Source organism: Barnesiella viscericola DSM 18177, assembly GCF_000512915.1.
GTDB classification, from domain to species: domain Bacteria; phylum Bacteroidota; class Bacteroidia; order Bacteroidales; family Barnesiellaceae; genus Barnesiella; species Barnesiella viscericola.
In genome coordinates this window covers 1053743-1075963 of sequence record NZ_CP007034.1, presented here as the reverse complement: position 1 = coordinate 1075963, position 22221 = coordinate 1053743, and the positions used below count along the sequence as shown (strand labels likewise).

Sequence of the window (22221 nt, the reverse complement as noted above, 5' to 3'; positions counted from 1 at the left end):
TCTTTTCTTCTCGGTCATTCCAGGAATACCGGCAAATGAATGCACCGTCTTCCCTTTTTCTGGACCCCGCATCGGGTGCGGGGTGACCCGGTGCTGCGACGCGGTATCCAGGAATACTGTCTGCGGCACTTGTCCTTTGCGGCCCCTCGCTGGACTCCGCATCGGGTGCAGGGTGACTACCACGTCATACCGCGCTTCGACGCGGTATCCAGGAAATACCGGCAGCGGCACTTGTCCCTTGCGGCCCCTCGCTGGACCCCGCATCGTAGTGCGGGGTGACCCGAGCGGTGTGTGGAACTTACAGCGTGGCACTGGCATTGCCACCTTCCACCTCTTCCCAATCGGTGATCTCGGCGTTGCATTCCTCCATGCCGACGGGGGTCTCCAATGTACCGGTTACCCGGTAGGCGGTGGTCATGTTGCCGTTGAAGTCGGCAAGGGCTTCCGTCAGGTCGACTTCCGTGTGCTGTGTGCGTCCGCCATCGGTGAAGACGATGTCCAGCACCAGCGTCTGCACGGCTCCCATGGTTCCTAACAGGCGGGCGTCGGCCGTGAGCTTGCTGCCGTCACGGGTGAAGGAGAAGACCGTGGAGACAGGTTCGCCGATGGTCTGTCCCTTCTCCATGTCAAAAATTCCGGCTATGCCGCTGAGGGTGGCGGTCACGTTCTGTATCAGTTCGGGGCGTCCCTGTGTCACTTCCAGTTCCAGTTGCAGGTCACGTACACGCTGCACCGGAACGGCATTGACACGCAGCGTGTCGTCAGCTGTTACGGTTATCTCCTGACTGACGGTCTTCAGATAGCCCGGCAGGGGAATGACCGAGGTCCCGTCCGTGTGGGCATTGACCCGTGCCGTCCGTCCGTGGAAGGTGAAACCTTCCACGCGGTTATAGACCACCATACGGTATGTTCCCGGAGCGAGCAGGTCGGGGTAGGTAAAAGGCGAGCCGGTGATGTCGGCCACCTTCCCGTCGATGTCGAGTACATAGTTATCGTCTGCCGACAGTCCCGTCAGACTGACGGTGACAGCTCCCTTGTCGGGATGCGGCGTGTCATAGAGTGTGTCCTTCACGCAGGAAGAGAGCAGCACGGCGGCTGCCATTCCCATCACATTTATATATTGTCTTGCTTTCATATTCGATTCCTCCGAGTTAGAATAACTTCCATACCAATGTCACACCGGCATTGATGGGGCCCCACCAGTCCTTTGTCTCGTTGCCGCGGCGCACGCGCACACCGTCGATGACTTCATATTTCTCATAGTCTGCATTGAGGTAGCCCAAGCCGAGGTTGAAATCAAGATCTAATGCCTTGTTCAGCCGCAACTGGTAGCCGGCAGTGATGCCGCCACCCATCAGGTCGCCCTGCCTGCCTGTTTCGGAGAGCTTGTAGTTGAACTGTCCGGCCTTGAACATAGCACCCAGATACCAGGCTTTTTTCTCGCCCATATAGTAACGCACTTCCGGAGCCACTTCCCACAGAGCATAGCGGCGGTCCTTGTCGCTCCACGTCCAAGAAGTCCACGAGCCGTTTACGGCAATGCCCCACGACGGGCAGATGCGCCATTCGATGCCCAGGTCGGGTGTCAGGGTAGCCCAGCGCAGCAGGTTGGCCCGCAGGGCGAGGTGGTAGGAGTCGTGCGCCGGGTGCGAGGCTTCGGTGCGTTGCTGCTTGGCGGCTTGTCGGGCCTGTTCGGCCTCTTGTTCGGCGGTGGCTCGTTGAGCTTCGGCTGCCAGCCGTTCGGTCTCGGCCTGTTGCTCCGGCCCGGTCTCGGAGGGTGAGGTCGGAATCACGATTCGCACCGTCACATAGTCGCCGCCGGAGGTGTGGTGGCGGGTGGTGAAGCAGGCTTCGGTGAGCCCCTCGCGAGTGATGAGTTCGCTCTTCACCCGGTTGGAACGGATACGGGCCGTAGCCCGGGCTTCCGTTTCGTCGTCGAGCGAGTTGCAGTAGCCGTCGACCTGAATAGGGACGGTGCCGGCGAGTATCGCCTCTTTGTTCTGTACTACGCACGCGAGCAGACGGCTCAGCTCGGTGCCGTTGTTTCGGTAAGCGGTATAGAGGCCGTCGTTCCCCGGCTCGAACCGAAAGTGGTAGATGGTGTCGCCCTGTGTCTGTGCCACGAGTGGCAACATCAGGAGGCATAGCATCAGGCTCGTTACGTATTTTTTCATGGAGATGTAAATTGTGAAATCTACTCAAATATAATATTAAAATTCGGAATTGCAAGTTATGAATAGGTTATGTTTTTTAATAATGTAGGGTCAATCTGTTAATATTTAACTAAAATGACCAGGTAAAAGGAGTATTCTTTTATTTTAGAGAGAATATAAGGTGCATATTTTAACAGATTGGAACTCCTTTTTTGGGGACTCGGGGAATGTGGATAAATCGATTGGCAAGAGCTTAGGAAAGAAATAATTGAGTAGAAACTTTCCCGGGTTTGTCCTCTGAAAAAAACGGAGCGGGTGCGGGAAATCATTCTTCCCGCACCCGCTTGTTACAGGGCCTCCTTATATGCTGTTATCAGAATTCGGAGGTAAAGTGGAATTTAATCTTGGGGAAATCGTTTTGAGCCATTTGCAGCACGTAGCTCGAGTCGGCCATGAAGACATCGCGTCCGTCGCGGTCGACGCTCATGAACTGGTGCTTGCGTTTTTTGAAGGCTTCGAGGGCCTCGGGGTCGTCGCTTTCGATCCAGCAGGCCTTGTAGAGGCTGATGGGCACCCAACGGCATTGGGCGCCATACTCGTGCAGCAGGCGGTACTGGATAACCTCGAATTGCAACTGGCCCACGGTGCCGATAATTTTGCGGCCGTTGAACTGGCTGATGAAGAGCTGGGCCACGCCCTCGTCCATGAGCTGGTCGATACCCTTGTTAAGCTGTTTCGACTTCATGGGGTCGTCGTTCTCGATATATTTGAACATCTCGGGTGAGAAGCTGGGCAGACCCTTGAAGTGCAGCTCTTCGCCGCAGGTGAGGGTATCGCCTATCTTGAAGTTGCCGGTATCGGGCAGACCCACGATGTCGCCGGGGTAGGCCTCGTCTACTACCGATTTCTTCTGGGCCATGAAGGCCGTGGGGCTCGAAAAGCGCATCATCTTGTTGCTGCGCACGTGCTTGTAGTTGGCATTGCGCTCAAACTTGCCCGAGCACACCTTGACGAAGGCGATACAACTGCGGTGGTTGGGGTCCATGTTGGCGTGAATCTTGAAGACGAAGCCGGTGAAGTTCTCCTCCTCGGGACGCACCACGCGCTCCACGGCCTGGACGGGGCGGGGCGAGGGGGCTATCTTCACGAAGCAGTCGAGCAGCTCCTTCACACCGAACATGTTGAGTGCCGACCCGAAGAATACCGGCGCCGTCTTGGCGGCCAGGTAGTCGTCGACACTGAACTCGGGGTAGACCCCCTCGATGAGTTCGAGGTCGGCCCGCAGCTTCTCGGCGTCCTGTTCGCCGATGTACTCTTCCAGCTCGGGGCTGTTCACGTCATCGAGCTCGATGCGCTCGGTCACCACCTGCTTGTTGGGGGTGAAGAGGTTGAGGTTCTGCTCGTAGATGTTGTAGACCCCCTTGAACTTCTGGCCGATGTTGATGGGCCAGCTGAGCGGGCGCACGTTTATCTTCAACTCCGATTCCAGTTCGTCGAGAATGTCGAAGGGGTCGCGCCCTTCGCGGTCGAGCTTGTTGACAAAGACAATCACCGGGGTGTTGCGCATGCGGCACACCTCCATGAGTTTGCGGGTCTGGGTCTCCACACCTTTGGCCACATCGACCACGATGATGACGCTGTCGACCGCGGTGAGGGTGCGGTAGGTATCCTCGGCAAAATCCTGGTGACCCGGGGTGTCGAGAATGTTTATCTTGTAGTCTCCGTAGTTGAAGCCCATGACCGAGGTGGCAACCGATATACCGCGTTGCTTCTCGATCTCCATCCAGTCGGAGGTGGCTGTCTTTTTGATTTTGTTCGATTTCACGGCACCGGCGATGTGAATGGCGCCTCCGAAGAGGAGCAACTTCTCGGTAAGAGTGGTCTTACCGGCATCGGGGTGGCTGATGATGGCGAATGTTCTGCGTTTACTGATTTCCTCTGTAAGTGTACTCACGATGTTAATGGGTTTCTTGTAATAGGTTTATGCAATGCGACAGGCTTTCGTACCAGTGCGGCAACGTGAGCCCGTAGGTCTGTTTGATTTTACTCTTGTCGAGCACGCTGTAAAAGGGGCGTCGGGCCCGGCTGGGGTACTCGTCGCTGCGGATTGGTTTCACCCGGCAGGTGGTGATGCCGGCCAGCCGGTGAATGGCCACGGCAAAGTCGTACCAGCTGCATGCCCCCTCGTCGGATACGTGGTAGATGCCCGGCACGAAGCGGTCGGCCAGCAGTACGGTTCGGACGACAAGGGCCAGGTCGGCGGCACAGGTGGGGGTGCCTATCTGGTCGGCCACGACGGTCAGCTCCTCGCGCTCGTGCCCCAGCCGCAACATGGTCTTGACAAAGTTGTTGCCGTAGGGCGAGTAGAGCCAGGCGGTGCGGAGTATGACGCTTTGGGGGCAATACCGGGTGAGCAGCTCTTCCCCTTCGAGTTTGGTCGAGCCGTAGACCGATTGCGGGTGGGGCTGCATCGTCTCGGTGTAGGGGCGATAGCCGTGCCCGTCGAATACGTAGTCGGTCGAGATGTGTATCATGCGGGCCCCGCAGGCGGCGGCCGCCCGGGCCAGGTTGCCCACGGCCTCGGCGTTGATGCGGCGGCACAGCTCCACGTTCTCCTCGGCCTTGTCGACCTGCGTATAGGCGGCGCAGTTGACCACATAATCCACCGGGGCCTCGGCCAGTGCCCGGCTCACTGCCTGGGCGTCGCAGATGTCGAGCTCGGCCACGTCGGTAAACCGGCACTCAAAACGGCTGTCGTCGGCCAGGAGGTTGCGCATCTCGTGGCCCAGTTGTCCGTTGGCGCCGGTGATCAGTATCTTTTTGGTCATGACTTGTCTCTCCCGTATTTAATCGTTTTCGAGTTTCAGCTCGCCCGCCTTGTCCTGTTTGTATTTCTCGGCCAGGAGCGAGAGAAACGACGATATTTGTTCAATCGCCTTCAACGTCTCGGGCTTGATCTCTTTCTTCTGCAACCGCAACAGCAGCACGCCGTAGAGGGCGTTGAAGCAGGTCTCCAATTCGCCCACCTTTTCGTCGCCCGACTTGGCCCGCAGCTCCACGATGTAGGGCAGGGTCTTGAAGAAGGCCGCCCCGTAGAACGGCTCGCGCGTCGATTTGAGCAGGCGCAGGTGCAGGTCGGTGAGGTCGATGAGCACGTTTTTGTTCAGTTGCAGGTGTCCCTTCTTTTCCACCCCCTCGGAGCGCATCATGTCGATGAGCGATTCGTACCATTCGCGCATGCTCTTCTTCTGCGCTTCGGGCAGGTTGTAGGGGTCGATGATCTGTTGCTGTATGCGGTCGATGTCCAGCCCGTAAGCCCGTATGAGGTCTTCGATTTGCCACATGTACAGCAGATATTCGGCGATATTCTCTTTTTTCTTTTGGCTGGCGATAATCATGTCGTTACAATTTTTTCGAGGAGAGGCCCTTCGGGAACGGCCGCCAAAGTCGGGGCCGGGAGGGGGCTTCCCCAAATTGTCGGCAAAGTTAATACAAATCGTTCGCTGTCGCAATGTTACCGGGCAAAAATAAACGGCAGGGAGCCGGTGCCGCGGGGTGGGGAGCAGTGGTGCTTTGTCCCGATGGAGCGGGTATCTTCCCGGTAGTACCGATCCGGTAGTACCGATGGCCGTCGCGCCTCTCTCCTGGGAAAAAAGAAAACCGCCGTTGAACAAAAATGTACAGCGGCGGTTTTTGATTATTGACGAATAAGTTTTGTCAAATGTTCCGGATTCGGGTCTTTGGCGATGATAACACCCTCGGGCGAAATCAGATAACTGGCGAATCCTTTGTTCAGACGGTAGTTGCCGAATATATCCGACCGTGATCCGTCTTTGTCATAGAATTGGGTAGCTGCGTTCAGGCCGTCTCGTTTGATGGTCTCTTCAAAGACCTTGCGGTTGGTATCGAACGATACCGAAACGAGTGCGATGTTTTCGAGTCCGCTCTTGTCGATTTCCCGGGCAAATCGTATGTTCTCCATACGCGAAGGGGCATCGTAGCCTGCCCAGAAGTTCAACAATACGTAGCGGCCTTTCAGGGATTGGAGTGACACGCTATCCTCAGCGTTCTGCAAACTCAACTCCGGAGCCTGCTCTCCCTCTTTCAAACCGGTCTTTACCGGATTGAAGGCCGACGAAAACAGTAAAATCAACGCCAGCATACCAATAACTGACTTGGTTTTCTTCATACTGAAGTGTTATGGTTCATACTAAATCTGACGTTGGGGCGTCACACCGAAACGGCAGACCCCGCTGATTTTCAGCGGTTAGTTCCTCTTGCGCGGGACGCTTCCTTTGCTACCGGGAACCCATAAAATCGACGGCAAAGTTGAGTGTTTTTAGGGAATTAACCAAATATTCCGAGCGATTTAACATTGTGTAATCTGTAATGTATTGTAATATAGATGTATATGAAAATGTTAATAGGATTGGTGTCTTCTATTTTGAGTGCTTTTTCCTGCCGGATTTTAGGAGGCGAATGAACTCTGTCGATGAGGAGGGAGCGGGCTTGCGTATGGTGTGGCGCTTGTCGGGGGTGCGGTGGGCGACAAAGATGGGGAGGCCAGACAAAGTCTGAGGCTGAAAATATTTGTTTCTGCCGCCGATTGCATTATCTTTGTGCCGGATTGATAGCTGGCGGTTCGATTCCGGTTGGCGGGGACGGGCGGCCCTGCTTGACAATCGGGAAATTCTGCTAAAATGATAGATGCAACAGACATGAAACCAAAGACCGAAATTATTTTGATTAACATATCGGGCGATGACAAACCGGGTGTAACCACGGCGCTGACCGAGGTGCTGGCGCGATACGACGCTTTTATTCTGGATATTGGTCAGGCCGACATTCACCACACGCTTTCGCTGGGTATCCTGTTCAAGACCGACGAGACCAAATCGGGCGATATTCTCAAAGACCTGCTGTTCAAGGCCTATGAACTCGACGTGAATATCCGCTTCTCGCCCATCAGCGAGGAGGAGTACACCAGTTGGGTGGGCTTGCAGGGGAAGAACCGTTACATCATCACCATATTGGGACGCTGCATCACGGCTCGTCAGATAGGTGAGGTGACTCGCATCGTGGCCGAGCAGGGGCTCAATATCGACGCCATACAACGGCTTACCGGCCGTATACCCCTCGACGAGACGGTGCGCTCGCCCAAGTCGTGCATCGAGCTCTCGGTGCGGGGTACCCCCAAGGACCGGGTGGCCATGCAGTCGGCCTTCATGCAGCTCTCGTCCAACCTGGGCATCGATATTTCGTTGCAGGAGGACGGCATCTACCGCCGTTGCCGCCGGTTGATCTGTTTCGATATGGACTCGACTCTTATCGAGACCGAGGTAATCGACGAGCTGGCCATGCGGGCCGGGGTGGGTGATGAGGTGAAGGCCATCACCGAGTCGGCCATGCGCGGCGAGATAGATTTCTGCGAGAGCTTTACCCGCCGGGTGAGCTTGTTGAAGGGGCTCGACGAGTCGGTGATGAAAGAGATTGCCGAGTCGCTGCCGGTGACCGAAGGGGTAGACCGGCTGATGCAGGTGTTGAAGCGGGCCGGTTTCAAGATTGCCATTCTCTCGGGTGGATTCACCTACTTTGGCAACTACCTGAAACAACGCTACGGCATCGACTACGTCTATGCCAACGAACTCGAAATCGTCGACGGCAAACTCACCGGTCGCTATGTGGGCGACATTGTCGACGGCCGTCGCAAGGCCGAGTTGCTGAAACTGATTGCTCAGGTCGAGAATGTGAATATTGCCCAGACCATTGCCGTGGGCGACGGCGCCAACGACCTGCCCATGCTCAGCACCGCCGGATTGGGCATTGCCTATCATGCCAAGCCCAAGGTGAAACAGAATGCCAGTCAGTCGATTTCGACCATCGGTCTCGACGGCGTACTCTACTTTATCGGGTTTAAAGACTCGTTTATCTCCGAGACGAAATAGTCTTGTTGTTTATACGTCCCTTGTGCAAACGTTGCGATTGACGATGAAACGGATTTTGCTGCTGCTTTTGGTCTTGTGGTGCGGCTGGGCTCAGGTGTCGGCTCAGACGGTGGGACTCGTGTTGAGTGGTGGCGGCGCCAAGGGTATTGCCCACATCGGCATCATTAAGGCGCTTGAAGAGAACAACGTGCCCATTGACTACGTGGCCGGTACCTCGATGGGGGCCATCGTGGGAGCCTGGTATGCCATGGGGTATACCCCCGACGACATGTTGAATCTGATTCTTTCCGACGATTTCAGCCTTTGGTCGCGGGGTATTTTCGATGAGCGCTACGTCTACTACTTCAAGAAACCCGACCCTTCGCCCGAAATGGTGAACTTCAATATCGCACTGCAAGACTCCTCCAAGTTCGAGACCCACTTCCTGCCCAACAGCCTCATCAATCCGTTCCCCATGAACTACGCCTTTATGAGTCTGTTCGCGCCCTATACGGCGCAGTGCGACGGCAATTTCGACAAGCTCTTCATTCCCTTCCGGGCCGTGGCCTCCGACGTCTACCACAAGCGCGAACTGGTTTTGCGCGATGGTGATCTGGGCGATGCCGTGCGGGCTTCGATGAGTTTCCCGTTCGTCTTCAAGCCTATCGAAATCGACAGCGTGCTGGTTTACGACGGCGGAATCTACAACAACTTCCCGGTCGACGTGATGAAAAACGATTTCAATCCCGATGTCATCATCGGCAGCATCGTGGCCGCCAAAATCGACAAGCCCAAGGAAGACGACCTTATCAACCAGATCGAAAACATGGTCATGCAGAAGAGCGACTATACGCTCGACCCCGAGGACGGAATCCTGATGCGCTTCGACCTGAGCGACGTGGGTCTGCTCGACTTTCCCAAGGCCCGGCAGATTGCCAAGATAGGATATGATTATGCCATGGAGCTGATGGACTCGATCAAGAGCCGCATTCCTCGCGAACTGTCGCAGGAGACCCGCCAGTTGCAGCGCATGGTGTTCAAGAGCCAGACGCCCGACCTCGTCTTTAACAGCGTGTCGGTCGAGGGCGGGAATCATCAGCAGAAGGAGTATATCAAGCGGCAGTTCGAGAGTGATGAACCTTTTACCGACGAAGATGCCAAAGCCTCGTACTACAAGACCATCTCCGACGGGAAAATATCCGACCTCATACCTCATGCCCGCTACGACAAGGCGAGCGGCATGTTCAACCTCGATATCAAGGCCAAGGTGCACGACCAGCTCTCGGTGGGCATGGGAGGCTTCATCTCGTCGACCAGCTCCAACCAGATCTGTATCGGAGCCCACTATCGCACGGTGAGCCTCAACTCGCTCGACCTCGATTTGACGGGGCAGATCGGGCAGTCCTACACCTCGGGTATTCTCTCGGCCCGCTTCGACTTGAAGACCGCCATACCCATGTATCTTAAAATGCAGGCTGTCGCCTCCAAGCAGAAGTTCTATCAAAACGAGACCCTCTTCTACTCCGACCGCATGCCCTCGTTCGTCACCCAGTCCGAACAGTATGTCAAGCTGCGGTTGGGCTTGCCCTTCCTCACCAGCTCGAAAGCCGTCGTGTCGGTAGGCTACGGCTCGATGACCGACCGCTATTACCAGTCCAATACCGTCGACTTCTCGTCCAACGAGCAAGACCGCAGCCGCTACAACCTATTTGTCGCTTCGATGAAATTCGACCGCAACAACCTCAACAGCTACATGTATCCCACGGCCGGTACCGACTGTTCGGTACTGGGGTTGCTCGCTTACGGCAAGGAGCATTTCAACCCCTACAATACCGACTTGCAGCCCAACAGCACGCAGACCCTCTCGTGGTTGCAACTCGAAGGGAATATCCACACCTATATTCCGCTGGGTAACAAGTTCGTGTTGGGACTCCGTGGGAAAGCCGTCGTGTCGAGCAAGGGGCTGTTGAGCAACTACACCTCCACTCTGGCACAGGCGCCGGCCTTTACCCCCACGCCTCACAGTCAGACCATTTTCAACCCTGCATTCCGTTCCACGCAATATCTGGCTGCGGGCGTCATACCCATTTGGAAAATCCTGAACAACCTGCAATTCCGCAACGAGTTCTATCTCTTTGCCCCCTTCCGTCAGATTTACGAGGGGGAAAACTACGAGCCCTATTACGGTAAGGCATTTACCAAATATCACTTCATGGGCGAGAGTTCGCTGGTGTTGAACCTCTCGTTTGCCTCGATCAGTCTTTATGCCAACTACTACGACTATCCCGCTCGCAACTGGAATTTCGGTATAAATATTGGTTTATTGGTATTTAGCCCTAAATTCCTGCAATAAAAAAAGTAAGGGCTATGGCCTTGAAAATAGGTAGAATAGCAAGTTTTTTGAGAATGAGTGATAAAAAAATGGACAAAAAAGATACACACGAATAAAATTATTTCTATCTTTGCAACCGCAAACGGCTCCATAGCTTAACTGAATAGAGCATCTGACTACGGATCAGAAGGTTACAGGTTTGAATCCTGTTGGAGTCACTACATCGGGTCACCCAAGCGAGGGTGGTCAAATATGAAAAAACAAAATTAAGGATTGGCTCCATAGCTTAACTGAATAGAGCATCTGACTACGGATCAGAAGGTTACAGGTTTGAATCCTGTTGGAGTCACCACTCTGGGAGATAGTTGCCACACAGGCGACTATCTCCTTTTTTGTGCCTGTACTTGTGGATTGTTTCGCACCCCGATGCGGGGCCCATTGGTATTTCTGGATACCGTGTCACAGCGCGGTATGACGTGGCGGTCACCTCTCGCCTTGATATAGGGTCTGGTGAGAGTCACCCTGCACCCCGATGCGGGGACCAGCGGGGTATCTGATAGCTATTAATCGTTGGAGTCGGTTCTCTCTTCTTCCTCTTCTTTCGGCGCCGGTTTGACCACCCAGGCACTGATTTCGTAGAGGGCATAGAGCGGAATAAAGACTACCGACAGGGTGAAAGGGTCGCTCGACGGGGTAATGAAGGCGGCCAAGATGAGCAGAATGACGATAGCATGCCGCCGGTAGGTCTTGAAAAACTGCCGGGTGATGAGCCCCATGTTTGAGAGTATCCAGCAGAGGAGCGGCAACTCAAATACCAATCCCATGATGAAATTGAGTGTGAGGAAGTTGTTCATGTAGGAGTCGAGCGAGATTTGGTTGGGAACCATTTCGCTCACCTGGTACTCGGCCAGGAATCGCAGGGTGAGGGGGAATACCAGGAAGTACCCGACGGCGATACCGATGAAAAACATGATGTTTCCCGCCAGAAAGGCCCCTCGGGCGTGGCGCTTCTCGCCGGCGTAGAGTCCCGGGCTGACGAAGCTCCACAACTGGTAGATGACATAGGGGAAAGCTACCAGCAAGGCCAGCCACATGGAGGTACTCATGTGGATAAAGAACTGGGAGGCCAGTTGTATGTTGATGAGTTTCACCTCGAACTGGTCGTTGCAGAAATCGGGGAGAATAGCCATGTGCTGGTTAAGGGCACACAACCAGCGGTACAGCACGAAATCGGAGTGGCAGGGAGCCAGAATCACGCTGTCGAAGATGTGGGGCATGAGGGCGAAAAAGACGATGGCCAGTAGAATGATGGCGCCGACCGAGCGCAGAATGACCTTGCGCAAGTCTTCGACGTGTTCCCAAAAACTCATCTCTTTCAATTCGTTGCTCATAAAAAATATGGGAGTTCAGCCTGTGAGGTCGAGCGGCGGGTAATGCCCCCGATGCAATCCCACGGCTGTGTTCGATTCATCTCGACAGGCGGCAGCGAGGCCGTCGGTTCTATTTTTTCTCTTCTTTCGATTTCTCTTTATTATCGGGAGCGGGAGGGGTATTTATCTCCTCTTCGATTTCGTTCATGCCCTTTTTGAAACTGCGCACCCCTTTTCCCAGGCCGTGCATCAGTTCGGGAATCTTCTTACCGCCGAACAGGAGCAGAATCACAACAAAGATAATAATCACCTCGGTGGTTCCCAGGTTACCAAAAAGCAGCAATATCGCAGCGAGTGTATTCATTTGTGTATGTCTGTTAGTATTTGTGGAACAAAATAAGAAAGAATATTTGTATAATACAACAATTCCATATCAAAATTGATAAACGCTTCGATGCGGGTGTAAGTTCGGTCGCAACCGCCAATGACTGTCGGGAAAAGGGTGTAGACACAGGGTGGTGGCAGCGGTGGACCGGAAACAGTACATGGGGTTGGATATTAGATGAAAAGTTTGTTTTATAGCCTGTTATAGTCGGTTGGACATATAATTTAAGCGTTAAAAATGATATTGGTATGTAAAAGTTTGCTCATACTGATAAATTGATTTAAATTTGCAGCGATTTTTGAATAAGGAAAAATTTCCGTAATTAAAAACAAATAGAAATGAAAGCATTTGTATTTCCCGGACAAGGGGCCCAGTTCGTAGGTATGGGTAAAGACCTCTACGAGAACAACCCCGTAGCCAAAGAGATGTTCGATAAGGCCAACGAGATATTGGGTTTCAATATCACCGACCTGATGTTTAACGGTACCGATGAGGACCTGCGTCAAACCAAGGTTACTCAGCCTGCTATCTTCCTGCACTCGGTCATTCTGGCCAAGACGATGGGCGACGCCTTCGACCCCGACATGGTTGCCGGTCACTCGCTGGGCGAGTTCTCGGCTCTGGTCGCTGCCGGAGCTCTCTCGTTTGAGGACGGCGTACGTCTGGTTTCGGCTCGTGCTCAGGCCATGCAGAAGGCTTGCGAAGCCCACCCCTCTACCATGGCAGCCATCATTGCCCTGCCTGATGAGAAAGTAGAAGAAATCTGCGCATCGGTAGCCGCCGAAGGCGAAGTTTGCGTGGCCGCCAACTACAACTGCCCGGGACAGATTGTGATTTCGGGAAGCATTGAAGGCATCAACAAGGCTTGCGAACTGATGAAAGCCGCCGGCGCCAAACGTGCCCTCCCGCTGAAAGTGGGTGGTGCCTTCCACTCGCCGCTGATGGAGCCCGCTCGTGCCGAATTGGCCGATGCTATTGCTCACACCAACTTCCACACGCCCAAGTGCCCCGTTTACCAGAACGTAAACGCTCAGCCGCAAACCGATCCCGAGGAGATTAAGAAGAACCTGATTGCTCAGTTGACGGCTCCCGTACGTTGGACTCAATCGGTTCAAAACATGATTGCCGCCGGTGCCGACACCTTCATCGAGGTAGGTCCCGGTGCCGTACTGCAAGGGTTGGTCAAGAAGATCTCTTCTGCCGTAACCACCTCGGGCGTACAGTAAGATACGATAGTTATCAATTGAATACGAGGGTGACGACCAAATGGTTGTCACCCTTTTTTGTTAGGACGAGAAACGCTTGCGAATGAGGCGGTTCAGCGGCTGTTCGATATATTGGTGGGCGATATAGGCAATAACCAGGGTGGCCATAAAAGCCAGACAGAATTCTCCGGGGAGCGAGACCGGCAGGTGCAGATGGTCGAGAACAATTCTCACCCCTTGTATGGTCTGGAAATGAAACAGGTAGAAGGCAAAGCTGATTTCTCCCAGTTTGACAAACAGCCGGTGGGAGAGGAAACGGGAGATAGCCCCCTGATGAAAGTAAAATGTGGCGATGAGCAATCCCATGGGAATCCAGTACCACACGCTTTGACGGAAAGATTCCGGTATGAAGAAAGCTAACCCGTATGCCGCCAGGAGAAGGAGCAGGGCCAGCCATTCTAGTTTCGTGTAACTGATGTGAGGGTGAGGGGTCCATCGGAGGCAAAGGTTATAGAGCGCAATGCCCAACAGGAAATCGAAGATGCGGAAAAGCGGATTGATGTAGAGCACCCAGTTGGCCCATGGGTGGTTGCGTAGCAGATAGGCCGAGACGACGATGACGCACCCCAGCACACTCCAAAAGAGTATGGTACCCCGGCGTCGGTCTCGGAACGTCGAAAAGACAATCAGGGGAAAGAGGGCGTAGAAGAAGGCCTCGTCCGAGAGGCTCCAACTCACGGAGTTGAACAGAAACTCCTGCCCCGGTATGAAGCTCTGCAACAGAAAAGAGTTAATACCCAGGTCGAAAAAGTCGGTCGGCGACGGGTGGTTGAAGAACTTCAAGAAAAAGAGTGCTACGAACAGGGCCAGCAGATGCAGTGGGTAGATGCGGGCTATACGGGCCACGTAGAATGAACGCACGGTCGCTGTGCCGTCGATGAGCCGTTGCTGGTAGGTGTAGGCCAGGATAAAACCGCTTAGCATGAAAAAGAAACTCACCCCGGCATACCCTTCGTAGAAGAGATGCCACAGAAACCCCGGTTCTTCATGAGGGAAGAGGTTCATGTGGCTCATGAACACCAGAAAGGCAAACACGAATCGTAGCGATGTGAGGGGTTTAATCATGAATAGTCTGCTTGTTTCTAGTTGTCTCTTGGCTTCGCCTTTATCGAGGCGTTTGGGTAAAAGTTGTACAAAAATACGAAAAAAGGTGAGAGTCGGGGCAAATGGAAACCAAGTTTTCAAGATTGGCCATGTCCGAGCCGGCCGATTTGAGCTCGAAATAGTGGTAGTCAGGAATTGTAGTATTTTTTGATACCGCACCGGGGTTGGGTATGACGTGATGTCACCCCGCGCTACGACGCGGGGTTCAGCAGGGAGGTGTACTCAGATAATATAAGACAGGTCTTGTAAAAATTTAGAAGGATTTGGCCCCTTTATGTTTATCTTTAATTATCTTTGTGTTAGGATTGAGGTAGCTCTATCCAAAACATATTAGAAAAAGAAGAAGCGTTATGCTTGTCTTGTAAGTTAGAAACCTGAGAAATTTCAACGTAGTACAAGGGAAGGCATAGTGGTTCTCACGCCATAGCGTGGGCTGCTATTTTCATATCTGTACTAAAGGTTTCCTACGACCTCCAACTTAGACGTGGTAGCATTGCAGTTCCACGCTTTCGCATTTTATAACCGCCTGTAAAGGGACTGACAGGCATTGAATAGAAAACATATATGGAACAACAGTTTTGCCAAAGTTGCGGTATGCCCTTGACAGATGAGAACAGAGGGACAAATGCCGATGGAAGCCGTCGTGAAGATTATTGCGTCTATTGCTACAAAAATGGTGAGTTTACTCAAGAGTTTACAATGACCCAAATGATAGAGTTCTGCCTGCAATTCTTTGACCAATGGAATGTGCAAGCTGAATGTAAGCTGACTCCCATACAAGCAAAAGAACAAATGCTCCAATACTTTCCACACCTGAAACGGTGGAAGGAAAAGGATGAACGGACACTGGCGGAAAAAGCAACGCATTTGCTTTCCCAATGCGAGAACGTTACCGTAGTTTCCATTGACGCCAACGGTTATCCTCGTCCTGTGCAGATGTCTAAGATAGGAGCAAGAGGGTTCCATGAGGTTTGGATGGCAACCTGTGCAGATTCCGTGAAAGTGAATGATTTTAAGGCGAACAACAAGGCAGGGCTTTGCTACGATTACTATGGGGATGGCGTTGCCATGCGTGGCACGGTAGAAGTGGTTACTGATGATGCTATCCGCAAGGAAATGTGGAAAGACTGGTTCATTCATCATTTCCCCGGTGGAGCGAGCGACCCCAATTATGTGCTTTTGCATTTCACCGGTACAGAAGCTACCTTTTGGATTAACGGCGAATATTCTCACTCTAACATCTAACAATGATTAAAGAAATAAATACAGAACGGCTTATACTGCGACCTTGGCAAGAATCCGATGCCGAGGCTTTATATAAATACGCTCAAGACCCTGCAATCGGGCCTATTGCTGGATGGCCACCGCATACTTCCGTGGAAGACAGTTTGAACATCATCCGTACCGTTTTTGCTGCTCCGGAAACCTACGCTGTTGAGTTAAAACAAACCGGTGAACCGGTCGGGAGCATAGGTATTATGTTCGGGGATGGTCTGCATAGTGTCGAAATGCAAGAGAATGAGGCGGAGATAGGTTATTGGATAGGCAAGCCGTATTGGGGACAAGGATTGATACCGGAAGCCGTGCGCCGTCTGATGCAACGATGTTTCGAGGATTTGGGAATAAATGCCATTTGGTGTGGCTACTATGACGGTAACACGAAATCCCGTCGGGTGATGGAGAAGTGTGGTTTCCGTTTCCATCATACGGAAGAGGGCAAGACTTCTCCGCTTGGGGATATTCGCACAGAACATTTTATGAAGATGACAAAAGAAGAATGGGAAGAGCTTAAATAAGGAAAAACATGAATATCACTGTCCGATTAGCACGAGAAGATGAACGAAGTGAAATAGCCTTGTGTATCGCAGAAGGCTTTGAACGTGATTTTTCTTTTTTCCGTAAGGATATGAATATTGTAGCAAAGGCGCTTGAATCAGGTATCCGTTCGGAAAGATTTTATGTTGCATTATATAACGACAATATAGTCGGTGTTGCAGGTATTTCGGATTGCACAGGCAGAGCTGTTTATACAGATTGGTTATCATATAGGAAATGTTTTGGTTTGATTATGGGAACTATTGCCAAACTTGTCCTGAAGAAAGAATTTGAGATGCCTCTGCCCTATCCTATGACGACCGGATTTATTGAATTTGTTGCAACACGCAAATCTATCAGACGGAGTGGAGTTGCATCTAATTTACTGAAAGAAAGTATGCGGCAAGCAGGATATAAAGAATATATTCTGGATGTAATAGAAGAAAATCGTCCCGCCGTAAACTGTTATACAAAATTAGGCTTCACCGGTTTTAAGAAGACAAAGAAAAAGAATGGATATACGAAATTATTTATGAAACTCACTATGCAAGCACCTTCTGTCAATAGAACATATAGTGGAAAGATAGTATGAACATTCTGAAATCGCTCATAGTTTGGCTATGCTTTATTCCTGTAGCAATTCTCAATGGAGGATTGAGGGAATATGTATTGACGAAGATTCTCGGAGAGAAATGGGCATTACCTGTTAGCGGGATTATATTAAGCGTATGTATTTTTCTGATAACATGGTTGCTGTTGCCTCGGATTATAAAAGCCCTTACTTTCAAAGATTGCTGGATGATAGGAATATGCTGGGGCGTTCTAACTATCGCTTTTGAATTTGGAGTAGGACTGGCGGGAGGCAATACTGCTTCGGAACTTTTAGCAGCATATAATCCATTGACCGGCAATCTGTGGCTGCTGATTTTGGCAACAACATTATTGTCTCCAGTTTTGATAAAAACAATGTAAGCAGGCAAAAAGAAAAATAAAGCCATTTTTCTTTTTGCCTGCTATATTTCACTATATTTGCATCCGTAAGAGTTACCCGAACAGGCAAAGCGATGCAGACCACGGCAATTGGGACAGTTGCCAACTCATTACCTAAAAACGAGGTAATTCTTCTAACTCTCTTGATTTCAAAGAGGTATATTCCTTATACAGATTTACGAAAAAAGGTGAGAGTCGGGGCAAACGGGAACCAAGTTTTCAAGATTATCAATACTGAGCCACAACTTATTCGAGGATAATGAAAGTCGGGTATCGAGGCAAATAGAGCCCGAGTTTTCAAATAAGTTTGCTTTTTTAGTCATTATCTTTTGCGTATCTTTGTACAGGTAAAAAGTAAGATATGGATATCTTCAAGGATTTTCTGGCAACGATATCAGACACAGAGGTGACCGCCACCTCGGCCGTATTTAAGTTGGCATTGAGTCTGTTGCTGGGCGGTATCGTCGGCTTTGAGCGGAAGCGCAAGGGTCAGGTGGCCGGAGCCCGCACGTTTGCCCTGATTTCGATGGGGGCGACGCTGGCGATGATCGTATCGATTTACATTCCGCAAGTCTATTTGGGATTGAAAAACGGCGACCCCGGCCGGGTGGCCGCACAGGTCATTACCGGTGTGGGTTTTCTGGGTGCCGGTGCCATTATCCAGACCAAAGGTTCGGTGCGGGGGTTGACCACCGCCGCGGGCATCTGGATGGTGGCGGCTCTGGGGCTGGCCGTGGGTGTGGGGCTCTACTGGATTGCCGTCGTCTCGACAGTGCTTATCCTCTTTACCCTGGTAAGCCTCGAACAGTATGAACGGCATGCCAAACTCGACTGGGAAGGCCGCATCATTCACTTGCGAGCCGGCGAGGTGGTCGAGGATCTGTCTCGGTATGAGCAGTTGTTGAAACAGTATAATGTCTCGTTGCACAACGTGCTGGTCGAGTATGACTATGCCGGGAAGAAGACCGACTTGAAATTTGTTGTGCTGGCTCGCTCGACTACCGATTTCATCTCCCTTTTTGCCCATATGCGCGGGCTGTATAAAACCGAATATATTTCTCTTCAAAACGAAATTTGATTATGGGAGGCTTGGATTCACTCATTACCGATTTGGCTCTTATCTTGATTGTAGCCGGGGTAGTGACCTTGCTATTCAAGAAGCTGAAACAGCCCGTGGTCTTGGGCTATATCGTGGCTGGTTTTCTGGTGGGGCCCAATTTCGGATTTTTCCCGACGATTGTCGATGAGGCCGACATCAACCTGTGGGCCGAACTGGGTATTATCGTACTGTTGTTTTCCCTGGGACTGGAATTCAGTTTCAAGAAACTGTTTCAGGTAGGTTCGTCGGCTGTGATTACGGCGCTGGTCGTGGTGGCGGGCATGATGCTCGTGGGCTACGGTGCCGGGCGCCTGCTGCACTTCACCTATCTCGACAGTATTTTTCTGGGAGCCATGCTCTCCATGTCGTCCACGACCATCATCATCAAGGCATTCACCGATTTGAATCTGCGTAAGAAGGCCTTTGCCAATCTGGTCTTCGGGGTGCTCATCGTCGAGGACCTCTTTGCCGTGGTGATGATGGTGATACTCTCGTCGATTGCGGTGAAAAACTCTTTTGAGGGAGCCGAGCTGATTGAAAGCATAGCCAAGCTGGTCTTCTTCCTCATCATCTGGTTTGTCGTGGGAGTGTCCGTGCTGCCGATATTCTTGAAGAAGGCCCGCCGCTTCCTCAACGACGAGACCCTGCTGGTCGTCTCGATGGGACTCTGCCTGGGTATGGTGGTACTGGCCACCTATGTGGGCTTCTCGTCGGCTCTGGGCGCCTTTGTCATGGGGTCGATTCTGGCGGGTACCAACGAAGCCGAGCGCATCGGCAAGGTGGTGGGCCCGGTGAAGGATCTCTTCGGCGCCATCTTCTTCGTGTCGGTGGGCATGCTCGTGAGCCCCGATGCCCTGAGCCAATACGCCCTGCCCATCTGCTTGCTTTCGCTGGTTGTGATTGTGGGGCAGGTATTCTTCGGCACGGTGGGTATGCTGGCCTCGGGACAGTCACTCAAAATCTCGATGCAGTCGGGATTCAGTTTCTCCCAGATAGGTGAGTTTGCCTTTATCATCGCCTCGCTGGGTATGTCGTTGAATGTGATTGACAAGTTCCTCTATCCCATTGTGGTGGCCGTGTCGGTCATCACCACCTTCCTCACCCCCTATTGCATACGCCTGGCCGACCCCGCCTATGGGTGGGTCGAACGCCGCCTGCCCGAAAAGTGGTTGGCAGCCATCAACCGGTATAGCCAGAGCCAGACCGAAATCAAACCCCACAAGGCGGTATGGAAAGAGGCTTTGGCCCAATATCTGTGGCGTATTGTACTTTATTCGGCCATCATCGTGGCCATCATACTTATCTCCAAGTCGTGGTTCATGCCCCTCATGCTCGATATCCTGCCCGACTGGGGGCGGCTTATTTCCGCCGTGGTGACACTCGTAGCGATGTCGCCTTTCCTGTGGGCCCTCATGGTCAAGGAGGTGAACATGTCGCTCATCAAGAAACTGGGCGAGGGGAGGGCCAATCGGGTACCCCTCACGCTGATGATTGTTGTACGCATTCTGCTCGCGCTCTTCTATATCATCTACTATCTGTCGAGCGTACACTCGCAGCGCACCGGCGTGCTGCTGGGGTTGGGGCTCTTCATCGTGGTGCTCATTCTGCTGTCGAAACGTATTCAGAAGCAGTTCATGCGCATCGAGACTATCTTTATGGACAACCTCAACGAGCGGGAGCTGCGCAAGACGGGCCGCAATACCAGCCTCGTGAGCGACATGCACCTGGCCTACATGGACGTGAATGCCGATTGTCCCTTTGCCGGGCGCCGGCTCATGGACTCGAACCTGCGCAAGGAGTATGGCGTGAACGTGGTGAGTATCCAGCGTGGCTCGAAGCGTATCAATATCCCCAAGGGCGAGACCCGCATCTTCCCCGGCGACACGATCGGGGTAATCGGTACCGACGACCAGATACAGTCGCTGCTCGCCGTGGTCGAGGGGAGCAACTCCTCGGACGACGAGCCCGACAACAACGAGGTGACCTTTACCCACGTGGTGGTCCCCGACGATTCGCCGCTTATAGGGCAGACCAGTTCGTCGCTTAATATCCGCAACCAGGACAACTGCCTGATCGTGGGTATCGAACGGGCCGACGGCACCTTCCATCAGCCCGACGGGCAGATACGTTTCGAGGCGCACGATGTCATTTGGCTGGCCGGCGAGCCCGATAACATCAAGCGTCTGACGCGCGAAAAGATCATGAACAATCCAATACAACACACATAAAGACCTACGATTATGCAGGAAAAGATTATTATTCTCGATTTCGGATCCCAGTACACTCAGCTCATCGCCCGCCGTTTGCGGGAGCTGAATACCTACTGCGAAATCTTGCCCTACAACAAGTTCCCCTACGGCGACGAGGGTATCAAGGGTGTGATTCTTTCGGGAAGTCCCTATTCGGTGAACGATCCCCAGGCACTCTTTGTCGATTTGAGCCGTATCCGTGGCGTCTATCCCGTGCTCGGCGTCTGCTACGGAGCCCAGTTCCTGGCACACACTTCGGGCGGTAAGGTCGAGTCGGCCGATACCCGCGAGTACGGACGCGCCAACCTGGCCTGGCACGACGACAACGATCCCCTCATGCACGGCGTGCGCGAGAACTCCACGGTGTGGATGTCGCATGGCGACTCCATCACGGTCATTCCCCCGTCGTTCAAGCTGGTGGCCAGCACCCACGAGGTGAAGACCGCAGCCTTCCACATCGAGGGCGAACAGACCTGGGGCGTACAGTTCCACCCCGAAGTGTATCACAGCGAAGACGGTACCCTGTTGCTGACCAATTTCGTGCGTGACATCTGCCACTGCAACATGGACTGGACCCCCGCCTCGTTTATCGAGCATACGGTAGCTCAGTTGCAGGAGAAACTGGGCGACGACAAGGTGGTACTGGCCCTCTCGGGCGGTGTCGATTCGACCGTAGCCGCCGTGTTGCTCAACAAGGCTATCGGCAGTCGCCTTACCTGTATCTTTGTCGACAACGGACTCTTGCGCAAAAACGAGTTCGAGAGCGTGCTCGCCAACTACAAGGACATGGGTCTCAACGTGTTGGGTATCGATGCCAAAGACTATTTCTACGAACAGCTCAAAGGGGTGACCGACCCCGAGAAGAAGCGCAAGATTATCGGCAAGGGCTTCATCGACATCTTCGATCGCGAGGCCCGCAAACTCACCGACATCAAGTGGCTGGCTCAGGGCACCATCTACCCCGACGTAATCGAGTCGCTCTCGATTACCGGCATGACCATCAAGTCGCACCACAACGTAGGCGGTCTGCCCGAGAAGATGAATCTGAAACTGGTAGAGCCCCTGCGCCTGCTCTTCAAGGACGAGGTGCGCCGCGTAGGCCGTGAGCTGGGCATCAGTAACCGTCTCATCGGGCGTCACCCCTTCCCCGGACCCGGTCTGGGCGTGCGTATCCTGGGCGACATCACCCCCGAGAAGGTACGCATTCTGCAAGATGCCGACCACATCTTCATTCAGGGACTTATCGACAACGACCTCTACGACAAGGTATGGCAGGCCGGTGTCATCTTGCTGCCCGTGCAGTCGGTAGGCGTGATGGGCGACGAGCGTACCTACGAGCGTGCCGTGGCCTTGCGTGCCGTACTCTCGACCGACGGTATGACCGCCGACTGGGCCCGCCTTCCCTATGAGTTTCTGGCCAAGGTATCGAACGACATCATCAACAAGGTGCGCGGCGTGAACCGCGTCGTCTACGACATCAGCTCCAAACCGCCTTCGACTATCGAGTGGGAGTAATCGTCGATTCTTCCACACCG

The 22221-nt window shown here is 52.9% G+C and carries 19 protein-coding genes and 2 tRNA genes; 12 read left to right on the top strand and 9 right to left on the bottom strand.

Translation table 11 applies throughout. From position 1 onward, the window contains the following. Nucleotides 1-298 precede the first annotated feature (298 nt). From BARVI_RS04270 to BARVI_RS04245, 6 genes are all read right to left on the bottom strand, one after another. Nucleotides 299-1135, bottom strand: coding sequence for a FimB/Mfa2 family fimbrial subunit (locus tag BARVI_RS04270; RefSeq protein ID WP_025278036.1), 837 nt, complete (start codon nucleotides 1133-1135; stop codon nucleotides 299-301). Nucleotides 1136-1151: 16 nt separating this feature from the next. Beyond that, nucleotides 1152-2174, bottom strand: coding sequence for a DUF3575 domain-containing protein (locus BARVI_RS04265; protein WP_025278035.1), 1023 nt, complete (start codon nucleotides 2172-2174; stop codon nucleotides 1152-1154). Nucleotides 2175-2526: 352 nt separating this feature from the next. Beyond that, nucleotides 2527-4107 carry a peptide chain release factor 3 gene (locus BARVI_RS04260; protein ID WP_025278034.1) on the bottom strand — a complete coding sequence of 527 codons (1581 nt, stop codon included), beginning with the start codon at nucleotides 4105-4107 and terminating at the stop codon, nucleotides 2527-2529. Between the two features lie 4 nt (nucleotides 4108-4111). Further along, entirely contained in the window at nucleotides 4112-4981 is an 870-nt protein-coding gene (gene rfbD, locus BARVI_RS04255; protein WP_025278033.1) for a dTDP-4-dehydrorhamnose reductase, read from the bottom strand. Nucleotides 4982-4999: 18 nt separating this feature from the next. Next, nucleotides 5000-5551, bottom strand: coding sequence for a DUF4924 family protein (locus BARVI_RS04250; RefSeq protein WP_025278032.1), 552 nt, complete (start codon nucleotides 5549-5551; stop codon nucleotides 5000-5002). A gap of 299 nt (nucleotides 5552-5850) precedes the next feature. After that, the gene (locus BARVI_RS04245; RefSeq protein ID WP_084546984.1) at nucleotides 5851-6342 is read right to left on the bottom strand and encodes a peroxiredoxin family protein; all 492 of its coding nucleotides are present in this window, start codon (nucleotides 6340-6342) and stop codon (nucleotides 5851-5853) included. Between the two features lie 529 nt (nucleotides 6343-6871). On the opposite strand from BARVI_RS04245, the gene serB reads away from it, so the two are divergent. The 4 genes from serB to BARVI_RS04220 all read left to right on the top strand — a co-directional run bounded on the left by serB (nucleotide 6872) and on the right by BARVI_RS04220 (nucleotide 10761). Beyond that, nucleotides 6872-8098, top strand: coding sequence for a phosphoserine phosphatase SerB (serB, locus tag BARVI_RS04235; RefSeq protein WP_025278029.1), 1227 nt, complete (start codon nucleotides 6872-6874; stop codon nucleotides 8096-8098). A 43-nt stretch (nucleotides 8099-8141) separates the two neighbouring features. Beyond that, entirely contained in the window at nucleotides 8142-10430 is a 2289-nt protein-coding gene (locus BARVI_RS04230) for a patatin-like phospholipase family protein (RefSeq protein ID WP_025278028.1), read from the top strand. A gap of 123 nt (nucleotides 10431-10553) precedes the next feature. Beyond that, nucleotides 10554-10627: transfer RNA gene (locus BARVI_RS04225), tRNA-Arg, on the top strand. A 57-nt stretch (nucleotides 10628-10684) separates the two neighbouring features. Then, nucleotides 10685-10761: transfer RNA gene (locus tag BARVI_RS04220), tRNA-Arg, on the top strand. A gap of 211 nt (nucleotides 10762-10972) precedes the next feature. On the opposite strand, the gene tatC is transcribed toward BARVI_RS04220, so the two are convergent. Both tatC and BARVI_RS04210 read right to left on the bottom strand, forming a co-directional pair. Then, nucleotides 10973-11800 (bottom strand): twin-arginine translocase subunit TatC, encoded by an 828-nt coding sequence (gene tatC / locus BARVI_RS04215; protein ID WP_025278027.1) that lies wholly within the window; start codon nucleotides 11798-11800, stop codon nucleotides 10973-10975. A 109-nt stretch (nucleotides 11801-11909) separates the two neighbouring features. Then, entirely contained in the window at nucleotides 11910-12143 is a 234-nt protein-coding gene (locus BARVI_RS04210) for a Sec-independent protein translocase subunit TatA/TatB (protein WP_025278026.1), read from the bottom strand. Nucleotides 12144-12502: 359 nt separating this feature from the next. Here BARVI_RS04210 and fabD point away from each other — a divergent pair, with 359 nt between their 5' ends. After that, nucleotides 12503-13390, top strand: a complete 888-nt coding sequence (gene fabD / locus BARVI_RS04205) for an ACP S-malonyltransferase (RefSeq protein ID WP_025278025.1) — start codon at nucleotides 12503-12505, stop codon at nucleotides 13388-13390. Between the two features lie 60 nt (nucleotides 13391-13450). Here fabD and BARVI_RS04200 read toward each other — a convergent pair whose 3' ends face one another. Continuing rightward, complete coding sequence (locus BARVI_RS04200) at nucleotides 13451-14494, bottom strand: acyltransferase family protein (RefSeq protein ID WP_025278024.1); 1044 nt, start codon at nucleotides 14492-14494, stop codon at nucleotides 13451-13453. Between the two features lie 603 nt (nucleotides 14495-15097). Here BARVI_RS04200 and BARVI_RS04195 point away from each other — a divergent pair. From BARVI_RS04195 to guaA, 7 genes are all read left to right on the top strand, one after another. Continuing rightward, nucleotides 15098-15778, top strand: coding sequence for a zinc ribbon domain-containing protein (locus BARVI_RS04195; protein ID WP_025278023.1), 681 nt, complete (start codon nucleotides 15098-15100; stop codon nucleotides 15776-15778). 2 nt (nucleotides 15779-15780) lie between these two features. Continuing rightward, entirely contained in the window at nucleotides 15781-16329 is a 549-nt protein-coding gene (locus BARVI_RS04190) for a GNAT family N-acetyltransferase (RefSeq protein WP_038534262.1), read from the top strand. An 8-nt stretch (nucleotides 16330-16337) separates the two neighbouring features. After that, complete coding sequence (locus tag BARVI_RS04185) at nucleotides 16338-16940, top strand: GNAT family N-acetyltransferase (protein WP_022340752.1); 603 nt, start codon at nucleotides 16338-16340, stop codon at nucleotides 16938-16940. Then, on the top strand, nucleotides 16937-17320 hold the full coding sequence (locus tag BARVI_RS04180; protein ID WP_022340753.1) for a hypothetical protein: 384 nt from the start codon (nucleotides 16937-16939) through the stop codon (nucleotides 17318-17320). Before BARVI_RS04185 ends, BARVI_RS04180 begins: the two co-directional genes overlap by 4 nt. 379 nt (nucleotides 17321-17699) lie before the next feature. Then, entirely contained in the window at nucleotides 17700-18416 is a 717-nt protein-coding gene (locus BARVI_RS04170; RefSeq protein WP_038534261.1) for an MgtC/SapB family protein, read from the top strand. A 2-nt stretch (nucleotides 18417-18418) separates the two neighbouring features. Further along, on the top strand, nucleotides 18419-20665 hold the full coding sequence (locus tag BARVI_RS04165; RefSeq protein WP_025278019.1) for a cation:proton antiporter: 2247 nt from the start codon (nucleotides 18419-18421) through the stop codon (nucleotides 20663-20665). Nucleotides 20666-20677: 12 nt separating this feature from the next. Next, nucleotides 20678-22201, top strand: coding sequence for a glutamine-hydrolyzing GMP synthase (gene guaA / locus BARVI_RS04160; RefSeq protein ID WP_025278018.1), 1524 nt, complete (start codon nucleotides 20678-20680; stop codon nucleotides 22199-22201). The last annotated feature ends 20 nt before the right edge of the window (nucleotides 22202-22221 follow it).

What these genes read in the sequence shown, in the direction of transcription:
- BARVI_RS04165 (WP_025278019.1), top strand. Translation starts at nt 18,419, where the DNA reads ATGGGAGGCTTGGATTCACTCATTACCGATTTGGCTCTTATCTTGATT.
- tatC (WP_025278027.1), bottom strand. Translation starts at nt 11,800, where the DNA reads ATGAGCAACGAATTGAAAGAGATGAGTTTTTGGGAACACGTCGAAGAC.
- BARVI_RS04245 (WP_084546984.1), bottom strand. Translation starts at nt 6,342, where the DNA reads ATGAAGAAAACCAAGTCAGTTATTGGTATGCTGGCGTTGATTTTACTG.
- BARVI_RS04250 (WP_025278032.1), bottom strand. Translation starts at nt 5,551, where the DNA reads ATGATTATCGCCAGCCAAAAGAAAAAAGAGAATATCGCCGAATATCTG.
- fabD (WP_025278025.1), top strand. Translation starts at nt 12,503, where the DNA reads ATGAAAGCATTTGTATTTCCCGGACAAGGGGCCCAGTTCGTAGGTATG.
- BARVI_RS04185 (WP_022340752.1), top strand. Translation starts at nt 16,338, where the DNA reads ATGAATATCACTGTCCGATTAGCACGAGAAGATGAACGAAGTGAAATA.
- BARVI_RS04200 (WP_025278024.1), bottom strand. Translation starts at nt 14,494, where the DNA reads ATGATTAAACCCCTCACATCGCTACGATTCGTGTTTGCCTTTCTGGTG.
- BARVI_RS04170 (WP_038534261.1), top strand. Translation starts at nt 17,700, where the DNA reads ATGGATATCTTCAAGGATTTTCTGGCAACGATATCAGACACAGAGGTG.
- BARVI_RS04210 (WP_025278026.1), bottom strand. Translation starts at nt 12,143, where the DNA reads ATGAATACACTCGCTGCGATATTGCTGCTTTTTGGTAACCTGGGAACC.
- BARVI_RS04270 (WP_025278036.1), bottom strand. Translation starts at nt 1,135, where the DNA reads ATGAAAGCAAGACAATATATAAATGTGATGGGAATGGCAGCCGCCGTG.
- BARVI_RS04190 (WP_038534262.1), top strand. Translation starts at nt 15,781, where the DNA reads ATGATTAAAGAAATAAATACAGAACGGCTTATACTGCGACCTTGGCAA.
- guaA (WP_025278018.1), top strand. Translation starts at nt 20,678, where the DNA reads ATGCAGGAAAAGATTATTATTCTCGATTTCGGATCCCAGTACACTCAG.
- BARVI_RS04195 (WP_025278023.1), top strand. Translation starts at nt 15,098, where the DNA reads ATGGAACAACAGTTTTGCCAAAGTTGCGGTATGCCCTTGACAGATGAG.
- BARVI_RS04230 (WP_025278028.1), top strand. Translation starts at nt 8,142, where the DNA reads ATGAAACGGATTTTGCTGCTGCTTTTGGTCTTGTGGTGCGGCTGGGCT.
- BARVI_RS04180 (WP_022340753.1), top strand. Translation starts at nt 16,937, where the DNA reads ATGAACATTCTGAAATCGCTCATAGTTTGGCTATGCTTTATTCCTGTA.
- rfbD (WP_025278033.1), bottom strand. Translation starts at nt 4,981, where the DNA reads ATGACCAAAAAGATACTGATCACCGGCGCCAACGGACAACTGGGCCAC.
- serB (WP_025278029.1), top strand. Translation starts at nt 6,872, where the DNA reads ATGAAACCAAAGACCGAAATTATTTTGATTAACATATCGGGCGATGAC.
- BARVI_RS04265 (WP_025278035.1), bottom strand. Translation starts at nt 2,174, where the DNA reads ATGAAAAAATACGTAACGAGCCTGATGCTATGCCTCCTGATGTTGCCA.